Source organism: Curtobacterium sp. MCBA15_016 (assembly GCF_001865105.1).
Lineage (GTDB): Bacteria > Actinomycetota > Actinomycetes > Actinomycetales > Microbacteriaceae > Curtobacterium.
This window is the reverse complement of record NZ_MJGR01000022.1, coordinates 25699-47299: the sequence shown is the minus strand read 5'-3', so window position 1 is coordinate 47299 and position 21601 is coordinate 25699. Positions and strand designations below refer to the sequence as shown.

Below are 21601 nucleotides of genomic sequence, written 5' to 3'. Positions count from 1 at the left end.
CCCACCGGGTCGCTGGTCGCTCAGACGAGGACGACGACCTTGCCGGCGATCCGTCCGGCGGCGCCCTCGGTGTGCAGCGCCTGCAGCTCGGTCAGCGGGATGCGCCGCGTCACCTCGACCGTGAGCTCCCCGGCGTCGACGAGCCGGACGAGCTCGGCCAGCCGTTCGCGGTTCCGGAGCACGAACACCGTCGCAGCACGGACCCCGCGGGACTCGTCCCCCGGGGTCGCCATGAACGCCGTCGTGCTCACGACCGCGCCCCCGTCGCGGACGGCGGCCACGAACGAGGCGAACTGCTCCGGCTCGATCGGGGCGAGGTTGAGCAGGACGTCGACCTGCCCGTCGACCGCCTGCAGCACGTCGGTCGTGGTGTGGTCGACGACCTGGTCGGCACCGGCGACCCGGACGGCGTCGGCGCTGCGCGGGCTGGCCGTGGCGACGACCTCGACACCGGCGCGCTTCGCGAGCTGGATCGCGTACTTCCCGACCACACCGCCCGCGCCGACGACGAGCACGCGCTGCCCGGCCTCGAGCCGACCGTCGTCGAAGAGCGCCTGCCACGCCGTGAGCGCCACCGACGGCAGCGCAGCCGCGTCCGCCAGCGGGATGCTCGTCGGGGCGGCGACGAGCGCGTCCGCCGGAGCGACGACGTACTCGGCCGCTCCGCCGTCGCGTTCCATCGGCAGGAAGCCGATCACCGCGTCGCCGACCGCCAGGTCCGTGACGTCGCCCCCGAGGGACGCGACCGTTCCGGAGACGTCGTACCCGGGGACGTGGGGCAGGGCGACCGGGATGGGCAGGAAGCCGGCGCGCATGCCGTTGTCCGCCGCGTTGTACGCCGATGCCGTGACCCGGACGAGGACCTCGCCCGGGCCGGGGGTGGGCTGGTCGACGTCGCCGTAGGTGAGGACCTCGGGACCGCCGACCTCGTGGAACTGCACTGCCTTCATGATGACTCCTCCGTCATTTGCTTCGAATTCGAAGCGATTGATGAAACCGTAGCACTGCTTCGAACTCGAAGCAACAGGTAGGATCGGATCATGTCCGAAACCCCCTCGTCCCTGACGCCGACGCAGCTGCGCGCCTACCTGTCGTTCACCGAGGTCAGTGCGCTCCTGCGCCCCTCGGTCGAGCAGCAGCTCAAGGACGTGGGCGGCCTGTCGTACGTGCAGTTCCAGCTGCTGGCACGACTCGGGGACTCCCCCGACGGGCACCTGCGGATGACGGACCTCGCCGACGGGGTGGTCTACAGCCGCAGTGGGCTGACCTACCAGGCGCAGTTGCTCGAGCAGCGCGGACTCGTCAGGCGCGGCCCCTCTCCGGACGACGAGCGCAGCACCGTGGTGTCGCTGACCGACGACGGGCGAGCCGTCCTCGCGGCGGTGTTCCCGGGGCACATCGGCACGGTGCACGGCCTGCTGTTCGCACCGATCACGGACGAGGACGCCGCGGAGCTCGACCGGATCCTCGGCCGGATCAGCGAGCACCTCCGGAAGAACCCGCCCCGATCGGCGTCCCGCCGCGCCGCGAGGTGAGCCGACGCGCGACGGCGTGACCGACGCCCGCGTGCGGCGCGTGGCGGGGCCGACCCGCGCCTCCTGGCCCCCTCGTGGCGCCTGTCGTTCCGTCACCGGACCCCGATAGGGTCGGGAACGTGAGCAACGAGGCATTCGACGACCGCTACGAGCTGCGCGCCTTCGCGCCCGGGACGGACGAGCAGGGGGCACCGGACGCCGAGACCGAGGCCTGGATGCAGGCCGTCGGACTCGGGTTCCACGAACCGCACCCCGGCGACGAGGCGGCCGCGCGCATGGTCGCACAGTTCATCGAGGACGACCAGACCTGGCTCGGCGCGTACGTCCGCCGACCCGCACCGGGCTCCGTCGACGAGACCTGGCCGGCCGGCACCTTCGCCTGGTTCGGCAAGGAGCTGAGCTGGGGCGACGGTTCGTCGATCGACACCCAGGCGATCTCCGCCGTGACCGTCCGACCGACCGAGCGCCGCCGCGGGATCCTCCGCGCGATGATGACGCACGCCCTCGCGCGCGGTGTCGCCGAGGGCTACGCCGTGGCCTCGCTGACCGCGTCCGAGGGCACCATCTACCGCCGCTTCGGCTTCGGCAGCGCGATCCGCGAGCGGGCCGTCCGGGTCCGCCGCGAGCGTGCGCTCCCGCTCCTCGCACCGACCACCGGTGTCGTCAGCGTCGTCACGCCCGAGTGGCTCGCCGGCGGCCCCGGCCGTGCCGTCTTCGACCGGTTCAACGCGCGGACGCCGGGCTCCATGGTGCGCAACGCCGGCACCTGGCCCGTCGTGTTCGGGCTGCGCAACGGCGACGGCGAGAAGGCGAAGGACGTCCGCGCAGCCGTGCACCGCCCGGACGGCTCCGACGAGCTCGACGGCTACGTGACCTGGCGCGTCAAGGAGAGCCGCGACGGCGACACCACGCTCGAGGTCGTCGACCTGGTCTACGCCACCGACGACGCCTACCTGTCGCTCTGGGAGTTCCTGCTCTCGATCGACCTCAACGACGTCGTCACGTACAACCGGTCGCGGCTCGACGACCCGATCGTCGCCGCGCTCGGCGACAACCGCGCGTACGACGTCGACCACGAGGAGGACCACGTCTGGCTGCGCGTCCTCGACGTCGAGCGGGTGCTCGCGTCGCGTCCGTACGCCGTCGACGGTTCGCTGACGCTCGCCGTGACGGATGCGCTCGGGTTCGCCTCCGGCACGTACCGGCTGGACGTCCAGGAGGCGCGGGGCACCGTGACGAAGACCGCCGACGACGCCGACGCGGCCGGGTCTGACCTCCAGCTCGACGTCGCGGACCTCGGTGCGTTGCTCATCGGGTCGGTGTCGCCGACGACGCTCGCGGCGGCCGGGCTCCTCCGCGCGGCGGACCCGGCGGCGGCGGCACTCCTGCGGGCGATGCTGACCCCGCCGCGGACGCCGCACGGCATCACGTACTTCTGATGCCCCTCCGCGAGTCGGTCGCACGGGCTCGCCAGGCCGTCGCGGTGCTGGCGAGCCCGTCGCTCCGGTCCGCGATCGTCGGCGGCGCAGCGCTCGACGACCGGACGGGTGCTGCCGTCGCGGCCTTCGACTGGGTCGGTGACGACGGACCCGACACGCCGCTCCTCGGGCGGACGGCGCAGGACCTCCAGCGGCTGCAGGGGCCGGCGGCGCTGCTCGAGTTCGACCGGATCGCCCGGATGCCGGTGCCGGACGACCAGCGCCATCCGCTGTCCGTGCGCATCGTCGAGCTCGTGTTCGAGCGGCTCGGCACGGGCAGGCCGGTCCCCGAGCCGGTGCTGAACGCCGCGATCGCCATGTTCGCCGAGGACGTCGCGATCGTGCGGCGGGACGCGGTGGACCTCGGCGTGCTCGTTCGGACCGACGACGGGGCGTCGTACCGCTACGTCGGCTGACGCGCGTGCGCGGCGGGCCTGGCGCCCGGCGCGGCGCTGGCGCGGTTCGGCGCGGTGGCGCACAACCGAAGTGCGCGCGAACCACGGGAACGCACGGCTCCGATCGACTCCCGTTGTGCGGACCCGGCCGCGCGCAGGCGCCCGCCCGCCGTGGTCGGCGTAGTCTCCGCGCCATGGACGACACGGTGGTCGACTGGCTCCTCGACTCGGACCCGGCCCTGCGGTGGCAGGTGGAACGGGACATCGTCGGCGCGCCGGCACCGACCTGGCAGGCCACGCGTGCCCGGGTCGCGACCGAGGGCCTCGGCGCCGCACTCCTCGCCCACCAGGATCCCGACGGACAGTGGGCAGGCGGCTCGTACTTCCCCGCCGAACCCGAGCCCGAGGGACCCGGGCAGCCGTACACCGCGACGACCTGGTCGCTCAACGCCCTGCGCGAGTGGGGGTTGGACGCCGCGGTCCTCGGCGACACCGCCGCACGACTCGACGCGAACAGCCGATGGGAGTACGACGACCTGCCGTACTGGGGCGGCGAGGTCGACTGCTGCATCAACGCCTTCACCCTCGCGAACGGCGCGTGGCTCGGCGCCGACGTCGACGGCATCGCCGACTGGATGCTCGAACACCAGCAGCCCGACGGCGGGTGGAACTGCGAGTGGGTCGAGGGCTCGACGGTCTCGTCGTTCCACTCGACCCTCAACGTGCTCGAGGGGCTCCTGCAGCACGAGGTCCTGACCGACGGACGGCATCCACGCGCGGCCGAGCTCCGGGACGCCCGCCACCGAGGCGCCGACTATCTCCTCGACCGACGACTACTCCACCGGAAGTCCGACGGAGCGCTCGTCGGCCCCTGGGCCACGGAGTTCGCGTACCCGTTCCGCTGGAGGTACAGCGTGCTCCGCGCGACCGACCACCTCCGGGCCGCGGCGCTCCGGGACGAGGCGGAACCGGATCCCCGAGCCGCCGAGGCGATCGAGGTGGTCCGCGCTGCCCGTGGTGCTGACGGACGGTGGCTCCAGGGCGTCCGCCCGCCGGGCCGGCAGTGGTTCGAGGTGGACGTGCCCGCCGGCGAGCCGTCCCGCTGGCTCACGCTCGTGGGCACGCGAGTGCTGCGGTGGTGGGACGGCGTCTGAGGCCTCGACGGCCGCGTCCTGTTGCACGATCGAGACCGACGGGCCGCCCGGACCGTGCGAGCCTGGTCGTCACTGATGACGTCGGGGACGGAGCGGGTCGTGGAGCGGGTGGTGGGGTGGAGCACGGTCGCCGTCATCGTGGCCGTGACGGTGCTGTGGTTGGTCCTGGTCCAGGTGACCAGCTGCTCCGATGCCGCTCCCGGCCAGGGCACGAGCTCCTGCGAGACCGAACCCGTGCTCGGGGTCGCCGGATCGTGGATCGCCGGGGCCGCTGGGGCCGCCGTCGTCGCCCTCGCGGTCTGGCAGGTCGTCCGGGCTGCACGGTCCGCGGAGCCGGTCGACGGCTGAGTCCGCTCGACCCACTGTGCCACCGGTGCTGCGCGGAACCTCGCACGCTGCGGTCCGGCCGCGCCGCGCCGCCTAGGCCCGGCGGCGCACCCGCGGATCGACGAACGCGTACACGACGTCGACGATCACGTTCGCCGTGACGATGAGCAGCGCCGAGAACAGCGTGAACCCCACGACGACCTGCAGGTCGAGCGTGTGCACCGCGTCGATGAGCAGCGCGCCGAGCCCCTGCATCGAGAACACCTTCTCGGTGATGACGGCACCGCCGAGCAGCGACCCGAGGTCCAGTCCGAACAGCGTCACCACGGGGAGGATCGCCGTCCGCAGCCCGTGCCGCACGACGACCTGGCGTTCACGGAGGCCCTTCGCGCGGGCGGTCCGGACGAAGTCCTGCGACATCGACTCGAGCATCTCGCCCCGGGTCAGCCGGGCGTAGATCGCCGCACTGATGAACGCGAGCACGCACCACGGCAGCACGAGGTGCGTGAACCACCCGACGGGATCGTCCCCGAACGCGACGTAGCCGCTGGTGGGCAGGACGCCGAGCACGAACCCGAACAGCAGGATCGCCAGCAGCCCGACGAGGTACGACGGCGCGGACACCCCGGCGACGGCGATCGTCATGACCGTGCGGTCGACGTACGTGCCTCGGCGCAGGGCCGACAGCGCGCCACCGGCCACACCGGCGACGAGCCAGAGCACGGCTGCGCCGACGGCGATCGACGCCGTGACGGGCAGGCGCGTGAGGATGAGGTTCGTGACGCTGTCGTGGAGCTGGAACGAGTACCCGAAGCAGGGCGCCGCGCAGTGGATGACGGAGGCGCCGGACCCGAACGTCCGCCCGGTGAAGATGCCCGCGAGGTAGGCCCCGAACTGGGCGATCCACGGCTTGTCCGTCCCGAGGAACGCCTGCACCTCGCGCAGCCGGTCGGGCGTGCAGGGCTTGTCGCAGATCGCGCGCGCCGGGTTCGTCGGCAGCAGCATGAACAGGGCGTAGGTGATCGCGGCCACGACGAGCAGGACGACTGCTGCGCCGAGCACGCGGATCGCGATGAAGCGGAAGGTGGTCACCGGTTGCTCCTCCGCGGGTCGAGGGCGTCGCGCAGGGCGTCGCCGAGCACGTTGAACGCCAGGGTGATGAGGAACAGCGCCAAGCCCGGGAACACGAGGTACATCGGGTCGGTCTGCACCCAGCCGATCGCGTCGCCGATGCTGCGACCCCACGACGGCGTCGGCGGGGTGACGCCGACGGCGAGGAACGACAGCGCGGCCTCGGCGCCGATCATCGACGGGATCGAGATCGTCGCGTAGACGGTGATCGTCGCGGCGAGGTTCGGCAGCAGCTGCGTCCGGATGACGTGCCACCGCCCGGCGCCCATCGCGGTGGAGGCGACGACGTAGTTCCGGGTGACGAGCGACAGCGTCTGCCCGCGCACGACACGGGCGACCGAGGGCCACCCGAAGAACCCGATGACGAGGACGACGAGCACGGGCTTCGGGAACGACGTCGGGACGATCGCGGTCAGGGCGATCATGAAGACGAGCGACGGGAAGCCGAAGATGACGTCGACGACGCGGGAGAGGACGCGGTCGTACCAGCCGCCGAAGAACCCGGTCGTCACGCCGACGAGCACGCCGATGACGATCGAGACGATCGTCGCGGCGATCCCGATGCCGAGCGAGGTGCGAGCACCGTAGGTGACGATCGCGAACAGGTCGCGCCCGGTCAGGGGCTCGACCCCGAACCAGTGCTCGGCGCTGATCCCGCCGCCGACCCCGCGCGGGGCGCCGAACGAGTTGAGCGCGTCGATGTGGTACCCGTACGGGTCCTGGCCGGTGACGGCGGCGATGAGCGGCGCCGCGAGCGCGACGACGACGAACACCACGATGACGACCGCGGACGCGACCGCCCAGCGGTCCTGACGCACGCGGCGGACGACGGCGCGGAAGCCGGTGCTCCGGTTCGCGGCTGCCGCGACCGGACGGTCGACGACGTTGGCGGTCACGAGGCCACCCCTTCCCACGCACGCCAGGCCTCGCGGCGGGCGGCCTGTCGCGCCGGGTCGGCGACGGGCGCTGCCGCGAGGAGCATGCGCGTGTAGTCCTGCTGCGGATCGTCGAGCACGGCGTCGGTCGTGCCGCGCTCGACCACGCGGCCGTCGTGCAGCACGACCACCTCGTCGGCGAGCTGCCGCACCACGGCGAGGTCGTGGCTGATGAGGAGCATGCCGAAGCCGAAGTCCTGCTGCAGTGCCGCGAGGAGGTCGAGCACGGCGGCCTGCACGGTGACGTCCAGCGCCGAGGTCGGTTCGTCGGCGATCACGAGCGCGGGCCGGAGCGCGAGGGCCCTGGCGACCGCCACGCGCTGCCGCTGCCCGCCGGAGAGCTGGTGCGGGAAGCGCTCGGCCCACGACGGGTCGAGCTGGACCGCCACGAGCAGCTCGCGGACCCGTTCGGCACGGTCCGCCGCCGAGGCCGTGCCGTGCACGAGGAGCGGCTCGGCGATGCTCCACCCGATGGTCTGTCGCGGGTTGAGCGAGGACGCGGGGTCCTGGAAGACGATGCCCACCCGGCTGCGGAGCTCGCGCAGGCGTGCACCACGAGCGGTGCGGAGGTCGCTGCCGTCCACCTCGACGGACCCCGCGACGACCGGCACGAGACCGGCGAGCGCACGTCCGATGGTGGACTTGCCGGACCCCGACTCCCCCACGAGTCCGAGCGTCTCGCCCGCGCGGAGCGTCAGGTCGATGCCGGAGACGGTCGGGTCACCGCGGCGCGCGTAGCGCACGGCGACGTCGCGCAGCTGCGCGACGAGGGGCCGGGAGGCGCGGCTCGTCTCCGTCTCGTCGGCCGGCGCGGTGGACGCGACCGTCGCACCGTCCGCAGCGTGCGGTGCGGAGGTGGGTCGCGCCTCCAGGGCCGGTACCGCCGCGAGGAGTGCCCGCGTGTACTCGGCGTCCGGGTGCGCGAACACCTCGGCGACGGTCCCGTGCTCGACCGGGTCGCCGCGCCGCATCACGAGCACCTCGTCGGCGACGTCCGCCACCACGCCCATGTCGTGCGTGATGAGCAGCACGGCGAGGTCGCGCTCGCGACCCAGCGTGCGGAGCAGGTCGAGGATGCCCGCCTGCACCGTGACGTCGAGCGCGGTGGTCGGCTCGTCCGCGATGAGGGCGACCGGGTCACCGGCGAGGGCCATCGCGATCATCGCGCGCTGGAGCTGGCCGCCGGAGAGCTCGTGCGGGTAGGCCTTCCGGATCCGCTGCGGGTCCGGGAGCCCCGCGGCGCGGAGGAGCTCGTCGGTCCGCGCGGACACACCGCGTCGGTCGAGGTCCGTCGGGTGCGCCGTGATCGCCTCGGCGATCTGGGTGCCGATCGAGAGCACGGGGGTGAAGGAGTTCATCGGCTCCTGGAACACGACGCCGATGCCGGCCCCGCGGACCGCTCGGAGCTCGTCGTCCGACGCCCCGACGAGCTCGGTGCCGCGGAAGCGGATGCTGCCGGTGACGCGGGCCTCCGGCGGGAGCAGGCCGAGCACGCTCATCGCGCTGACGGACTTGCCCGAGCCGGACTCGCCGACGAGGGCGAGCACGCGGCCGGGCGTCAGGGTGAAGGAGACGTCACGCACGACGGGCTCCGCGTCGCCGAACGCGACGTGGAGCCCCTCGACCTCGAGCAGCGGTGCACTCACTTGGCGAGCGAGACCTTGAGGTAGTTCGGGTACGCCGGGAAGTCCGCGATCTGGAAGTTCTGCACGTTCGAACCGGCGAGGAAGGACTGCTTCGCGTAGGTGAGCGGGACGATCGGGGCGTCGGCCATGATCTTCTTGTCCGCCTCGGCCCAGAGCTTCTGCGCATCCTGCTGGTCGATGGTGCCCGTCGCCTGCTTGATCAGGGCGTCGACCTCGGGGTTGCTGTACTTCGAGACGTTGTAGCCGCCCCCACCGATCTGCGACGAGTCGTACAGCGGCTGGATGTTGGCGTTCGCGCTCGGGAAGTCCGGCTGCCAGCTGAACATCGCGAGGTCGAAGTCGTCGCCGTCCGTCGTCGCCGTGTAGAACGAGTCGATGTCGAGCGGCTTGAGCGTCACGGTGATGCCCGCGCGCTTGAGGCCGGCCTGGATCGCCTGCGCCTCAGCCAGGTTCGCCGAGTCGTTCTGCGTGACCAGGGTCAGCTTGAGGTCCGAGACGCCGGCTTCCTGCAGGAGCTTCTTCGCCTTGGCCACGTCACCGGTGGCGCCGGGCTCGTACAGGTCGTACTGCTGGCGTCCCGCGATGCCGGGCGTGATGAGCGTCGTCGCGTAGGAGCCGGCGAGGGCACCACCGGCGGCGATCCGGTACGACTTCTTGTCGACGGCGTACTGCAGCGCCTGCCGGACCTTGAGCTCCTTGAGCGAGCCCTTCTGCGTGTTGATCGCGAGGTAGTTGATCGGGCCGGCCTTCGAGGTGGCGAGGCGGTCCTGGGCGGCCGGGTTCGAGCGGACCTGGTTCAGCTCGGCAGCACCGAGGTACGTCGCGCCGAACGAGTCCTTCGCGTCACCGTTGTCGGCGATCAGCGTCTGGGTGACGGTCGACGGGTCCTGGCTCTCCTTGAACACGACCTTCGACGGGCCGGCGGTGCGGACGTCGTCGGTCTTCGCGCTCCACTCCTCGTTCCGCACGAGGGTGATCTGCGAGCCCTGCGTGTTGGACTGCACCTCGTAGGGGCCGGAGGCGACGGGCTTGGCGTCGTACGCACCGGTGTCGGTGCCGTCGCCCTCGGGGACCGGGGCGAACGCGGGCATCGACACGATCCACGGCCAGTCGCCGTAGGCCGCGTTGAGCTTGAAGACGATCGTCGAGTCGTCCGGGGTCTCGATGCTGTCGAGGGTCTTGCCGTCGAACGGACCCTTGTAGCTGTCACCGCCGACGAGGAGCGACTTGTGGTAGCTCAGGCCACCGGTGAGCGTCGGCGCGAACGAGCGCTCGATGCCCCACTTGATGTCCTTCGTGGTGATCTCGGTGCCGTCCTGGAACTTCAGCCCCTTCTTGAGGTGGTAGGTCCAGGTCTTGCCGCCGTCGCTCGAGTCGCCGGTGTTCGTCGCGAGGTCGGGGACGACCTTGGCCGTCTTGCCGGGCTCGACGTCCCACGCGGTGAGACGACGGAGCACGAGGCCGAGCGTCGTGATGTTGAGGTTCTGGCTGGTCGCCGGGTCGAGGTGCACCGCGGTGGCCGTCGTCAGGATGTTGAGCGTGCCGCCCTTGGACGTTCCGCCAGAGGCGTCGTCGGAGGCACCCCCGCCCGAGCAGCCGGTGAGGACCAGGGCTGCAGCTGCGGCGACCGCAGCGGTGATGGTCAGGCGGTTCGGGCGTCTCATGACGGTGGTGCTCCTCGTGGGGAAGTGGTGGTGCGCAGCCGTGGGGTGGCCGTGACGTGTCGCCGCGCTCCGGAGCCCGTGCAGGCTCCGTGTGTCGGGGCGTCGGGCTGTCGGGGCGTCGTCCATCCTGACACCGCGATCGGACGGTGTCCGAATCCCGGGCACGGCCGACGTCGCACGGCGTAACGGTCCAATCGCCGTGCGACCACGGTCTATTCCCGATGCGTCACCCTGCGGGCAGCCGGCCCGGGAGGACCCGCCTCGGGCATCACCGATCGAACCGCTGCGCAACCGGGTCCGCGCGGTCTTCTGAGCGAGTGACCGTCCTGGTTCGCGATCCCCGGGAATCGCGAACCAGAACGGTCACCACTCACCACCCGATCAGCGGTCGAAGAGCCCACCGAGGAAGTCGTTGCCGAGGTTCGACGCCTGCTCACCGAGCCCACCGAGGAGCTGCTCGCCCTCGCCCGCGAGTCCCTCGACACCACCGCCGAGGTCCCCGAGTCCGAGGTCGCCGATCCCGGCGGCGATGCCCTCGAAGTCGACGCCGAGGTTCGCGGCCTCGGCCAGCACCGGCCCCGCGGCCGCGCTGAGCACCGCGCCACCGGCGACCGCTGCGCCCAGACCGCCGAGCGCCATCGCACCGGCGCCGACCGCTGCCCCGCCGGCGAACGCTCCACCGCGGCCGCGCCCCGCCGATCCGCCGCCGCCCAGGACACGTCGGACGAGTCCGGGCCGAGCGACCTCACCGCGGGTCATCGCGCGGGCCATCCCGCCGGCGGAGTCGTCGCGGAGGTGCTCGTGCGGCGGCAGCTCGGAGTTCAGGCGGTTGCGGATCTGCTGGCGCTGCGCGGGGGTGAGCCGGGCGAAGGCGTCGTGGTGGACCTGCTCGAGCTGCTCCGGCGGGGCGGTCCGCAGCAGGTAGTCGTACTTGGCGATCGCGACCTGGTCGGAGTCGGCCGACCCGTGCTGCCGCTGACCGTGCTGCTGCTGGCCTGGCTGCTGCTGCCCGTACGGATACTGCTGGCCGTACGGCTGCTGCTGCCCGTGCTGCGCCTGCTGGTTCCGGTCGTCCCCGGTCAGCTTGTCCGCCGCGCTCCGGACGATGCCGCGCCAGTCCGTCCCGCCCTGCTGCTGCCCGGCGCCGGCCGCGGGTCCCGCCTGCCCGCGCTTCTGGAGCTGCTTGTCGATGACCTTGCCGGCCATGCCGATGATGCGGTTGAGGTTCGCCATGCCCCAACCTTTGTGATCGCACATGTGAGCGCTCAGGAACGCCCCGGTGGATCGGCCGGAGATGTCATCCGAAGCCCCTGGGAGCGCTGCCCCCCGGTCAGGTCAGGATGCGCGCGAGGAACGCGTTCCGGAACCGCCCGGTCGGGTCGAGGTCACGGGCGAGCGCGGCGAAGTCGGACAGCCGCGGGTACACCCCGTGCAGCCGCTCGGCACTCGCCGCCGAGACCTTCCCCCAGTGCGGGCGGACGTCGAACGGCGCGAGGACGTCCTCGATCCGCTCCACCGCGGCTGCCACCGCGCTCGCGTCCCGCCGGAACGTGAAGTGGATGCCGACCGACTGCCGCTCCGAGGACGGTGCGAGCCAGCCGGTGTCGGCGGCGATCGTGCGGACCTCGGCCGCGATGAGGATCGGCGCGAACAGCGGCTCCAGGGGTCGGAGCGCCTGCAGTGCGTCGACCGCGGAACCGGCCGGCAGCAGGTACTCCGCCTGGATCTCCGCCCCGGTCGACGGCGTGAACGAGGACCGGAAGTGCGGGAGCCGCTCGGACCAGGGCCCCGGCACGCCGCCCTGCTCGGTGACGCCGGCGGGGTCGTTCTCCCCCGGGTGCACCGGACCGTCGGCGGGACGGGCGCCGAGCGCGACGAGGTCGACGGCCGGTGCCGGTTCGCCCACGCGGTGCTTGACCCAGACCTGCCGGGCCCCGCGGTCGTCGAACGAGGTGAACAGCGACACCGAGTACGCGTCCGACACGACCTCGTCGAAGTGCGCGGCGACGGCGTCCCACGGCAGGTCGAGGTGCACGGTCGTGGCGACCTGGAAGGTGGGCTCGATCGCGAGCTCGACCGCGGTGACGACACCGAGCGCGCCGAGCGCCACCCGGTGTGCGTCGAGGGAACCGTCCGGTGTCGACGCATCGACGAACGCCAGGTCTCCGGAAGCGCGGACGACCTCGAGGCCGACCACGGCCTGCGCGAGCGACGGGTTGCGCACGCCGGAGCCGTGCGTGCCGGTGGCGACCGCTCCGGCGGTGGAGATGTGCGGCAGGGAGGCGAGGTTCGCGAGTGCCCAGCCCCGCGCCTCCAGGCCCGCGGCCACCTGGCTGTGGATCATGCCGGCGGCGACGCGCACGACCCGGCGGTCCTCGTCGATGTCGAGCACCGGCGGCAGGTCCGCCAGCGACACCTGGAGCGCGTCCGTGTCGGCGATCGTGTTGAACGAGTGCCGTGACCCGAGCGCCGTCAGGCGCGGCGTCGACGCGACGAGCTGCTGCAGCTCGTCGACCGACGTCGGGCGCGCCAGGCCGGACGCCCGGTAGGTGACGTTGCCCGCCCAGTTCGTCCGCGTCGTCGCGCTCACGGTCACGAGCCTAGAACCCCCGGTCGAAACGGTGCCACGTCTGCTGGAGGCGCAGCTCGTCGCGGAACCCGCGCTCGGTGGTGTGCTCGTCGATGACGAGGAACTCCGTGCCGACCATGGTCGCGAAGTCCTCGACCACCTGCAGGCCGACGGCCGTCGTCATGACGGTGTGGTGGGCGGCGCCGGCGGTGAGCCAGGCCTCGGCGGCGACGGGGAACGACGGGCGCGGCTCCCAGACGGCGCGACCGACGGGCAGCTTCGGCAACGCGGCGGTCGGCGGGACGACGTCCACGACGTTCGCCGTGAGGCGGAAGCCGTCGCGGGTGTCGGAGAGGGCGACGACGACGGCCTCGCCGGCGTCGGCGGTGAAGACCAGGCGCACCGGGTCGTCCTTGCCGCCGATGCCGAGCGGGTGGATCTCGAGCGTCGGCTTCGTGGTGGTGAGGGTCGGCGAGACCTCGAGCATGTGCGCGCCGAGGATCTTCTCGGCACCCGGCGTGAGGTCGTACGTGTAGTCCTCCATGAGCGACGCGCCACCGGGGAGGCCGGCGCCGGCGACGTTCATCGCACGGACGAGGACGGCGGTCTTCCAGTCGCCCTCGGCACCGAAGCCGTACCCGTCGGCCATCAGGCGCTGCACGGCGAGGCCGGGCAGCTGCTTGAGCGTGCCGAGGTCCTCGAAGTTGGTGGTGAAGGCGGCGGACCCGTTCTGCGCGAGCAGGGTGCGGAGGCCGATCTCGATCGCGGCGCCGTCGCGGAGGGACTCGTGGCGGTCACCGCCGTCACGGAGCGACGGGTCGACGTCGTAGTCCTGCTGGTAGGTCGCGACGAGCGCATCGACCGCTGCTGTGTCGGCTTCCGCCGAGGCGACCGCCTCGGCCAGCTCGTTCACCGCCCACGTGTTCACCTGCACGCCGAGCTCGATCTCCGCCTCGGTCTTGTCGCCCTCGGTGACCGCGACGTACCGCATGTTGTCACCGAACCGGGTGAGCTTGAGCTCCCGCACGGCCGCGGCACCGGCGGCGGCGCGGGTCCAGTTCGCGACCCGCTGCTGGACGCGGGGGTCCGAGACGTGCCCGACGGCCGTGGCGTGCCGGACGCCGAGGCGCGCCAGGGCGTACCCGAACTCGCGGTCACCGTGCGCTGCCTGGTTGAGGTTCATGAAGTCGAAGTCGATGTCCGCCCAGGGCAGTGTGACGTTCGCCTGGGTGTGCAGGTGCAGCAGCGGCTTCGTGAGCGCCTGCAGGCCGCCGATCCACATCTTCGCGGGGCTGAACGTGTGCATCCACGTCGTCACACCGATGACCTTGTCGTCCGCGCTGGCCTCGATGAGGGCGCGCCGGATGCCGTCGGCGTCCTTCAGCACGGGCTTCCACACGAGCTTCACCGGCACGTGCGGTGCCAGCGTCTCGTGCACGTGCTTGCTCTGCGACTCCACCTGGCGCAGGGTCTCCTCGCCGTACAGCCCCTGGGAGCCGGTGAGGAACCAGACCTCGTAGCCCGCCAGCGTCTCGGCGGGGTCGACGACGTGCGTCGCTGTGTCGTGGGTCACTGGAGTGCTCCTTCGGGGGTCTGTCCGTAGACGTTCTGGTAGCGATCGAAGAGTCGGTCGATGTCTGCTTCGGCGATCGGGACGACGTCCCCGCCCTGCTTCGCGATGTGCACGGTCCGGGCGACGTCCTCGCACATCACGGCGGCCTTCACGGCGTCCTTCGCGTCGCGGCCGATCGTGAAGACGCCGTGGTTCTGCATGAGCACCGCACGCGAGCGGTGGCCGGCGAGGGTCTCGACGATGCCGTGTCCGATCGAGTCGTCGCCGATGATCGCGAACGGCCCGACCGGGATCGGTCCGCCGAACTCGTCCGCCATCGCGGTGATCACGCACGGGATGGGCTCCGCCCGTGCCGCCCACGCCGTCGCGTACGTCGAGTGGGTGTGCACGACGCCGCCGACCTCCGGCATGTTCCGGTAGACGTAGGCGTGCGCGGCGGTGTCGGAGCTCGGCCCGTGGCTGTTCTCCCAGCCGTCGGCCGGCACCCCGTCGAGCGTGCAGACGACCTGGTTCCCGGGGGTCAGGTCGTCGCTGGACACGCCGCTCGGCTTGATGACGAAGAGGTCCGTGCCCGGCACCCGCTCGGAGACGTTGCCACCGGTCCAGATCACGAGGCCGTAGCGGACGAGTTCGCCGTGCAGCCGGGCGACGCGTTCGCGGGTGGCGGCGACGGCCTGCTGGGTGTCGGTGGTCATCGGGTCGGCTCCTTCTCGGCCTGGAGGCGCGGTTCGCCTGCCGTCGTCGGCTCGGCTCCGGGGGTGGTCGCGCTGGCGCTGGTGTCGGTGCTTGCGGTGGTCGCTCCGGTGCGGGTCGCGGCGGCGGCGACGTCCTGGACGGGCAGTGCCCGCCGGTAGCGCTCGAGGTACGTCTGGAACCCGTCGACGTCGGCCGGCTCGGGCTCGGCCACGTGCACCGCGTCACCCCCGAACACCGTGTCGGCGAGGAAGTCCGCCAGGTGCTGGTCGGTGTGCTCGAGGTAGGCGGCGAGCACCGCGATCCCCCACGCACCGCCCTCGCCCGCGGTCTCCTCGAGCGCGACGGGCACGCGGAGGGCGGCTGCGAGCAGGCGTTGCGGCGCGCCGGGCGTCCGGAAGAGCCCGCCGTGGGCGGTCATCCGGTCGACCTGGACCTCCTCGCCGTGCAGGACGTCCATGCCGATCGCGAGGGTGGCGAAGGCGCCGTGCACCTCGGAGCGCACGAGGTTGCCGAGCGTGAAGCGTGCGTCCGGGGTCCGGAGCAGCAGGGGCCGGCCGTCCTCGACGTGCGTGACGGGCTCCCCCGCGAGGTAGTTGAAGGAGAGCAGGCCGCCGGCGTCGGGGTCCGCGTGCTCGGCTTCGGCCAGCAGCGTCGCGTACACGGTGTCGATGTCCGGTGCCGTGCTGCCGGTGCGCTCGCTCGCGGCCTCGGCGAACCGGCCGAACACGCGCGCCCAGCTCGCGATCTCGCTCGCACCGTTGTTGCAGTGCACCATCGCGACGGCGTCCCCGGAGGGCGTGGTGACGACGTCGAGCTCCTCGTGCGGGGTCGAGAGCGGGTGCTCCAGCACGACCATCGCGAAGATGCTCGTGCCGACGCTGACGTTGCCCGTGCGCGGTGCGACGGCGTTCGTCGCGACCATGCCCGTGCCGGCGTCGCCCTCGGGCGGGCAGAGGGGAACACCAGGGAGCAGGGTGCCGGACGGGTCGAGCCACGCGGCGCCCTCGGGGGTGAGGGCTCCCGCGTCGTCCCCGGCGACGAGCACCTCGGGCAGGAGCGCCCGGAGGTCCCCGACCCCGATCAGGTCCTCGGCCGTCCGGAGCATCGCGCCGTCGTAGTCGCGCGTGCCGGGGTCGCCCGGACCGCTGTCCGCCGGGGTGCTGTCGATCGGGAAGACACCGCTCGCATCACCGACGCCGAGCACGTCCCGCCCCGTGAGCCGTCGGTGCACGTACCCGGCGAGGGTCGTGACGCTCGCGAGGTCGGCGACGTGCGGCTCGTCGTCGAGGACGGCCTGGTACAGGTGCGCGATGGACCAGCGCAGCGGGATGTTGAAGCCGAGCGCGTCGCTGAGCCGTTCGGCGGCGGGGCCGGTCGAGGTGTTGCGCCAGGTGCGGAACGGCACGAGCAGCTCGCCCGCGGCGTCGAACGCGAGGTAGCCGTGCATCATCGCGCTGACGCCGGCGGCGCGGAAGGTCGTCGGGGTGACGCCGTACCGGGCCTCGACGTCGGCCACGAGGGCGGCGTAGGCCGCGCGGAGTCCGGTCTCGACGGCCTCGAGCGAGTACGTCCAGCGCCCGTCGACGAACTCGTTCTCCCACTCGTGGGCGCCCGCGGCGATGGGGACGAGGTCCTCGTCCACGAGGCACGCCTTGATGCGGGTGGAGCCGAGCTCGATCCCGAGCGTGGTGCGGCCGTCCACGACCTGCTGCCTGCGGTCGTCGCCCATGCGTTCCTCCAGAACCTCGTCGTCCTCCGTGAGCGCTCACATCCTGGCACGTGAGCGCTCACTCCCGCAACGCCGCCACGCCCGCGCCCGCCCAGGTCGCACGAACCGCCGCTCGCCGCCGCACGCCGCCGCCCGCCCGCGCTCGGCGAGGTCGCACGAACTGCCGCTCGCCGCCGCCCCGAACGGCACGTCGTGCGACCTGACCGACCAGGCCGCGGCGAGTCGTGCGACCTCGGCACGCGGGCCCCGCGCGGGGCCCTACGCGCCGACGGTGCTCTCGCGGACGACCAGGGACGGGGTCACGGTCGCGGACGCCGCAGCGCCCGCGTCGATGAGGTCGAGCAGCGCCCGACCGGCCACGCGCCCGAGCTCCTCGAGGCGCAGGTCCACCGTGGTCAGCGGCGGCCGGCTCGCGAGCGCCATCACGTCCCAGTCGTCGAACCCGGCGACCGCGATGGCGTCCGGCACGGACAGCCCGAGCTCCCGCAGCCGATCGCACACGCCCCGCGCGATCTGGTCGCTCCCGCAGACGATCGCATCCACGCCGAGCGCACCCGACCCGGACGCCGCCCCGGCCCCGGTCCCTGCCGACGCGAGCCCCACGCCCCGCGCCAGCACGTCCACCGCCTGCCGCCCCCACCGCTCCGACCACTCGCCGTACAGCGGTTCGGCCACGAGGCTCGCGCCGAGCACCTCGGTGGCGCCGGAAACACGCCGGACCGCCGACCGGTGCCGCTCGGGCCCCGTCACGATCGCCACACGCCGTCGCCCGGTCGACAGCACGTGCGCGGCGACGGCCGCCGATCCGGCGGCGTCGTCGAGCGTGACCGACACGTCGTCCGGGTCGGTCGAGGGCGTGAACGCGTACACGACCGGGATCGGCACGTCGATCGGCGGCCGGGCGTCGGCGGAACGGCCGGTCACGATGATGCCGTCGACCCCGCGGGCGGCGAGCGAGCGGAGGTAGTGGGCCTCGCGGACGTGGTCGTCGCGGGTGTCGCACAGCAGCACGGCCATCTGCCCGGCGGAGAGGGCGTCCTCAGCGCCGAGCAGCACCGGGATCGAGAACCGGCCGAACGAGTCCGTCGTGATCATGCCCACCGTGTAGGTCCGCCCCGAGGAGAGCGCGCGGGCCCGGGCGTCGCCGACGAACCCGAGCTTCTCGGCGGCGTCCTTCACCCGGGCGCGCGTCGACTCCCGGAGCTGCCCGGTGCCGTTCAGTGCCTTCGAGGCGGTGCCGATCGACACGCCGGCGAGCGCCGCCACGTCGGTGATCCGGACGGTCCGCCCAGCGCGCTCCAGTGTCACGGCAAACCCCTTTCCGGATGCGGGAAACTGACCACGACTATACGCACGATGTGAGAAGACGCCCTTGCGCGCCTCCAGGTCGTGTCGTAACGTCCTCCGCAGAAACCGTTTTCCGGAACCAGCACGGAACCGGACCCGGCCTGAGTCACATCGCAAGGAGGCGACATGACCACCACGCTCGCGACCGACAGCCGCGCGCACACCGCGACCCCGGTCCTCCCGACCGCGGACGCGCACCTGACGCTCCGTCCGCTGCCCACGGGCGACGCCCGGATCACCGGCGGCTTCTGGGCCCTCCGACAGGAGCGGAACGGCCGCGACGCGGTCCGCGGCGGGTACGCCCTGCTCGAGGCTGCCGGGAACTTCCGGAACCTCCGCATCGCCGCCGGCCTCGAGGAGGGCGACGCGACCGGCCCGATCTTCATGGACTCCGACGTCACGAAGTGGCTCGAGGCGGTGGCGTGGGAGTACGGCCGAGCCCCCGCCGAGGACCTGCTGGAACTCCAGCGCGAGGTCACCGCCCTGTACGCCCAGGCGCAGGCCGACGACGGCTACCTCGACTCCGTGCAGCAGATCCGCGGGAAGGGCGAGCGGTACACGGACCTCAAGTGGAGCCACGAGATGTACTGCGCCGGACACCTGTACCAGGCGGCCGTGGCGCAGCACCGGGCGACGGGCGACACCGGGCTGCTCGACGTCGCGATCAAGAGCGCGGACCACCTCGTCCGCACGTTCGGCGACGGCCCCGGCAAGGTCCGCGACGTCGACGGCCACCCGGTGGTCGAGATGGGGCTCGTCGAGCTCTACCGCGAGACCGGCAACCGCGACTACCTCGACCTCGCGCACTGGTTCGTCGACGCCCGGGGCACCGGCATCATCGAGCGCGCCGGCGGCGAGCCGACGTACTTCTCCGACCGGGTCCCGAGCCGACAGGCGACGACCGTCGAGGGCCACGCGGTCCGCGCCGTGTACCTCGCGGCCGGCGCCGTGGACGTCGCGATCGAGACCGGCGACACCGAGCTCCTGACCGCGAGCGAGACGCAGTTCGCGGACATGATGGCCACGAAGGCGTTCATCACCGGCGGCCTCGGTGCGCGCTGGGACTGGGAGGCGTTCGGCGACCCGTACGAACTCCCGACCGACCGCGGGTACGCCGAGACCTGCGCGGCCATCGGCGGGATCCAGTGGGCCTGGCGCCTGCTCCTCGCGACTGGGAAGCCCGTGTACGCCGACGCGATCGAGCGACTGCTGTACAACGCGTTCCTCGCGGGCGTGAGCCTCGCCGGCACCGAGTACTTTTACGTGAACCCGCTGCAGCAGCGTGACCACGCGCACCAGGACGAGAACCGCTCCCCCGCGCACGGCCGCCGCGGCTGGTTCGACTGCGCCTGCTGCCCGCCGAACATCATGCGGACGTTCGCGAGCCTCGACGGCTACCTCGCGACGGCGACCGACGGCGGCCTCCAGCTGCACCAGTACGCCACGGCGACGCTCGGCCCGGTCGACGTCGAGACCGGGTACCCGCACGACGGCCGCGTGGTCGTCACCGTCACCGAGGACGGCCCGCTCGCCCTCGGCCTGCGGATCCCGTCGTGGTCGGACACCACGACGGTGCAGGGTCCGGACGGCACGGCCAGCCCCGCCGCGGGCACGCTGCACGTCATCGACCGCGAGTGGACGGCCGGCGACACCGTCGAGCTCGTCTTCGACACGACGCCGCACCGGTACGTCGCCGACGCCCGGATCGACGCCGCACGCGGGCAGGTCGCCATCGAGCGCGGACCGCTCGTGTACGCGGTCGAGCAGGCGGACCAGCGGGGCTTCACGGTCGACGACCTGACGGTCGACGCCGACGCGCCGATCACCGAGGAGCGCCAGGACGGGCTCCTCGACGGCGTCGTCACGCTGCGCGTCGCCGGACACGCCCCGGCCGAGCACGCGCAGGCAGCGTGGCCGTACCGCCGACTGGACGGTCCAGGAGGAACGGATCACGCAGGTGCGGCGACCAGCGTCGACGACGCGGCCGGGTCCACGGCGGCCACCACGCGCCTCCAGGACGTCACCGCCACCGCGGTCCCGTACTACGCCTGGGCGAACCGCGGAGCCGCGCCGATGCGCGTCTGGCTCCCGCTGGCGCGGTGACACGATGGACCGCAGAGCGTTCCTCGCCGGCGGTCTCGCCGGCGGGGCAGCCCTCGCCCTGGCGGGGTGCTCCGGCACCCTGCCGAAGGTCGACGCGCGCGTCGCGAGCTTCGGCCGGAACGCGACCGGCACCGTGCACGTCTGGTGCCGCTCGGCGACGCAGGCCGGACTGACGGCGGCGGTCGCCGGGTTCAACAAGGCGAACCCGAAGCTGCAGGTCGAGCTGACGCCGGTGCCGGACGGGCAGTACGTGACGAAGCTCGCGACCGCGATCCGTGGTGGTGAGCCGCCGGACGTCGTGGACATCGACGACATCAACTCGCAGCTGTTCATCTTCCGCGAGGCGTTCGCCGACCTCACCGACGTCGTGAAGGGGCTCGACTACTTCGACGCGATCTCGCCCGGGCACCTCCGGCTGCTCGAGTACCGCGACCGGTACTACGGGCTGCCGTACCTGGCGGACAACTCACAGTTGTTCGTCAACACCGAGCTGTTCGACCGGGCCGGCCTCGACGTCGAGGACGCGACGAAGGACCTCGACTCGCTGCTCGCCGCCGCGAAGGCGATCCGGAAGACCGGCGACGACGTGTACGGGTGGTCGATCTCGGGCAACGCCGCCGGCATCATCGGGTTCGTCACGCAGCCGCACGTCTGGGCCACCGGCGTCGACATGATGTCCGGCGAGGTCGGCAAGCAGACGGCGAACATCACCGGCAACGAGGCGCTCGAACGCATGCTCGAGTTCTACCGGCAGCTGTGGAAGGACGGCGTGCTGTCGAAGGCGACCTACGCGGACGCCGGGACCACGTGGGGCGCCGACTTCCGGGCCGGCAAGGTCGGCATCTTCCCGACCTCGTACGGTGCGACCGTGCCCGCCGTGACGAAGGCGATGCGGGCGAAGATGCAGACGGTGCTCATCCCGTCGTGGGACGGCAAGCGCTCGTTCTTCGACGGCGGCGACAACATGTGCATCCCGAACGGGGCGGCGAACCCGTCCGGGGGCTGGGCGTTCATGCAGTACGCGAACGGTCTGCAGCAACAGCAGGCGCTGCCGGACGGCGGGTACTTCCCGACCCGGTCCGACGCCGCGACACCCGCCTACCGGAAGAAGTACCCGCTCGCGTTCGGCCCGCTCGACGCGATCGAGAAGGGGTACGCGCCGCAGACGCTCGCGTACAACCTGCTCGTCAACCAGCCCTCGTCGCCGTACTTCGCGATGTTCCGCGAGGCGGTGTTCGGCTCGGGGGCAGCTGCGGCCATGAAGACGGCGCAGTCGGACTACACCCGCATCCTCGACCAGGTCCAGGCCTGAGCGACCG

18 protein-coding genes are annotated in these 21601 nt (G+C 72.4%); 7 read left to right on the top strand and 11 right to left on the bottom strand.

Features of this window, described 5'->3' with window-relative positions; all coding sequences use genetic code 11:
- Positions 1–20: 20 nt before the first annotated feature.
- Positions 21–950 carry an NADP-dependent oxidoreductase gene (locus BIV03_RS10100; protein ID WP_071295592.1) on the bottom strand — a complete coding sequence of 310 codons (930 nt, stop codon included), beginning with the start codon at positions 948–950 and terminating at the stop codon, positions 21–23.
- 90 nt (positions 951–1040) lie between these two features.
- Here BIV03_RS10100 and BIV03_RS10095 point away from each other — a divergent pair, with 90 nt between their 5' ends.
- The 5 genes from BIV03_RS10095 (at position 1041) to BIV03_RS10075 (ending at position 4910) form a co-directional block, all read left to right on the top strand.
- Entirely contained in the window at positions 1041–1535 is a 495-nt protein-coding gene (locus BIV03_RS10095) for a MarR family winged helix-turn-helix transcriptional regulator (RefSeq protein WP_071295591.1), read from the top strand.
- Between the two features lie 119 nt (positions 1536–1654).
- Entirely contained in the window at positions 1655–2974 is a 1320-nt protein-coding gene (locus BIV03_RS10090) for a GNAT family N-acetyltransferase (protein WP_071295590.1), read from the top strand.
- The gene (locus BIV03_RS10085; protein ID WP_071295589.1) at positions 2974–3429 is read left to right on the top strand and encodes a DUF2087 domain-containing protein; all 456 of its coding nucleotides are present in this window, start codon (positions 2974–2976) and stop codon (positions 3427–3429) included. The genes BIV03_RS10090 and BIV03_RS10085 overlap by 1 nt, the downstream gene beginning before the upstream one ends.
- A gap of 173 nt (positions 3430–3602) precedes the next feature.
- Positions 3603–4562 (top strand): squalene cyclase, encoded by a 960-nt coding sequence (locus tag BIV03_RS10080; protein WP_071295588.1) that lies wholly within the window; start codon positions 3603–3605, stop codon positions 4560–4562.
- Positions 4563–4661: 99 nt separating this feature from the next.
- The gene (locus BIV03_RS10075) at positions 4662–4910 is read left to right on the top strand and encodes a hypothetical protein (protein WP_175475800.1); all 249 of its coding nucleotides are present in this window, start codon (positions 4662–4664) and stop codon (positions 4908–4910) included.
- A 72-nt stretch (positions 4911–4982) separates the two neighbouring features.
- Here the strand turns inward: BIV03_RS10075 and BIV03_RS10070 are convergent, their stop codons facing one another.
- The 10 genes from BIV03_RS10070 to BIV03_RS10025 form a co-directional block, all read right to left on the bottom strand.
- Positions 4983–5981 (bottom strand): ABC transporter permease, encoded by a 999-nt coding sequence (locus BIV03_RS10070; protein ID WP_071295586.1) that lies wholly within the window; start codon positions 5979–5981, stop codon positions 4983–4985.
- A complete protein-coding gene (locus BIV03_RS10065) occupies positions 5978–6916 on the bottom strand; it encodes an ABC transporter permease (RefSeq protein ID WP_071295585.1) in 939 nt (312 codons plus the stop codon). The genes BIV03_RS10070 and BIV03_RS10065 overlap by 4 nt, the downstream gene beginning before the upstream one ends.
- Complete coding sequence (locus BIV03_RS10060) at positions 6913–8601, bottom strand: ABC transporter ATP-binding protein (protein WP_071295584.1); 1689 nt, start codon at positions 8599–8601, stop codon at positions 6913–6915. The genes BIV03_RS10065 and BIV03_RS10060 overlap by 4 nt, the downstream gene beginning before the upstream one ends.
- Positions 8598–10265 carry an ABC transporter substrate-binding protein gene (locus BIV03_RS10055; protein WP_070418206.1) on the bottom strand — a complete coding sequence of 556 codons (1668 nt, stop codon included), beginning with the start codon at positions 10263–10265 and terminating at the stop codon, positions 8598–8600. Before BIV03_RS10055 ends, BIV03_RS10060 begins: the two co-directional genes overlap by 4 nt.
- Before the next feature lie 381 nt (positions 10266–10646).
- On the bottom strand, positions 10647–11498 hold the full coding sequence (locus tag BIV03_RS10050) for a hypothetical protein (RefSeq protein WP_071295583.1): 852 nt from the start codon (positions 11496–11498) through the stop codon (positions 10647–10649).
- Positions 11499–11595: 97 nt separating this feature from the next.
- Positions 11596–12855, bottom strand: coding sequence for an FAD-binding protein (locus BIV03_RS10045; protein ID WP_071295629.1), 1260 nt, complete (start codon positions 12853–12855; stop codon positions 11596–11598).
- Between the two features lie 10 nt (positions 12856–12865).
- Complete coding sequence (araA, locus tag BIV03_RS10040) at positions 12866–14407, bottom strand: L-arabinose isomerase (RefSeq protein WP_071295582.1); 1542 nt, start codon at positions 14405–14407, stop codon at positions 12866–12868.
- On the bottom strand, positions 14404–15102 hold the full coding sequence (locus tag BIV03_RS10035; protein ID WP_071295581.1) for an L-ribulose-5-phosphate 4-epimerase: 699 nt from the start codon (positions 15100–15102) through the stop codon (positions 14404–14406). Before BIV03_RS10035 ends, araA begins: the two co-directional genes overlap by 4 nt.
- Complete coding sequence (locus BIV03_RS10030) at positions 15099–16832, bottom strand: xylulokinase (RefSeq protein WP_083403344.1); 1734 nt, start codon at positions 16830–16832, stop codon at positions 15099–15101. The genes BIV03_RS10035 and BIV03_RS10030 overlap by 4 nt, the downstream gene beginning before the upstream one ends.
- A gap of 258 nt (positions 16833–17090) precedes the next feature.
- On the bottom strand, positions 17091–18140 hold the full coding sequence (locus tag BIV03_RS10025) for a LacI family DNA-binding transcriptional regulator (protein WP_071295580.1): 1050 nt from the start codon (positions 18138–18140) through the stop codon (positions 17091–17093).
- Positions 18141–18305: 165 nt separating this feature from the next.
- Here BIV03_RS10025 and BIV03_RS10020 point away from each other — a divergent pair, with 165 nt between their 5' ends.
- Both BIV03_RS10020 and BIV03_RS10015 read left to right on the top strand, forming a co-directional pair.
- Entirely contained in the window at positions 18306–20282 is a 1977-nt protein-coding gene (locus BIV03_RS10020; RefSeq protein WP_071295579.1) for a glycoside hydrolase family 127 protein, read from the top strand.
- Positions 20283–20286: 4 nt separating this feature from the next.
- Positions 20287–21594, top strand: a complete 1308-nt coding sequence (locus BIV03_RS10015) for a sugar ABC transporter substrate-binding protein (RefSeq protein WP_071295578.1) — start codon at positions 20287–20289, stop codon at positions 21592–21594.
- Positions 21595–21601 lie beyond the last annotated feature (7 nt).

Coding starts and splice junctions, on each gene's coding strand:
- BIV03_RS10100 (WP_071295592.1), bottom strand. CDS start 950: ATGAAGGCAGTGCAGTTCCACGAGGTCGGCGGTCCCGAGGTCCTCACC.
- BIV03_RS10095 (WP_071295591.1), top strand. CDS start 1,041: ATGTCCGAAACCCCCTCGTCCCTGACGCCGACGCAGCTGCGCGCCTAC.
- BIV03_RS10085 (WP_071295589.1), top strand. CDS start 2,974: ATGCCCCTCCGCGAGTCGGTCGCACGGGCTCGCCAGGCCGTCGCGGTG.
- BIV03_RS10080 (WP_071295588.1), top strand. CDS start 3,603: ATGGACGACACGGTGGTCGACTGGCTCCTCGACTCGGACCCGGCCCTG.
- BIV03_RS10055 (WP_070418206.1), bottom strand. CDS start 10,265: ATGAGACGCCCGAACCGCCTGACCATCACCGCTGCGGTCGCCGCAGCT.
- BIV03_RS10050 (WP_071295583.1), bottom strand. CDS start 11,498: ATGGCGAACCTCAACCGCATCATCGGCATGGCCGGCAAGGTCATCGAC.
- BIV03_RS10035 (WP_071295581.1), bottom strand. CDS start 15,102: ATGACCACCGACACCCAGCAGGCCGTCGCCGCCACCCGCGAACGCGTC.
- BIV03_RS10030 (WP_083403344.1), bottom strand. CDS start 16,832: ATGGGCGACGACCGCAGGCAGCAGGTCGTGGACGGCCGCACCACGCTC.
- BIV03_RS10020 (WP_071295579.1), top strand. CDS start 18,306: ATGACCACCACGCTCGCGACCGACAGCCGCGCGCACACCGCGACCCCG.
- BIV03_RS10015 (WP_071295578.1), top strand. CDS start 20,287: ATGGACCGCAGAGCGTTCCTCGCCGGCGGTCTCGCCGGCGGGGCAGCC.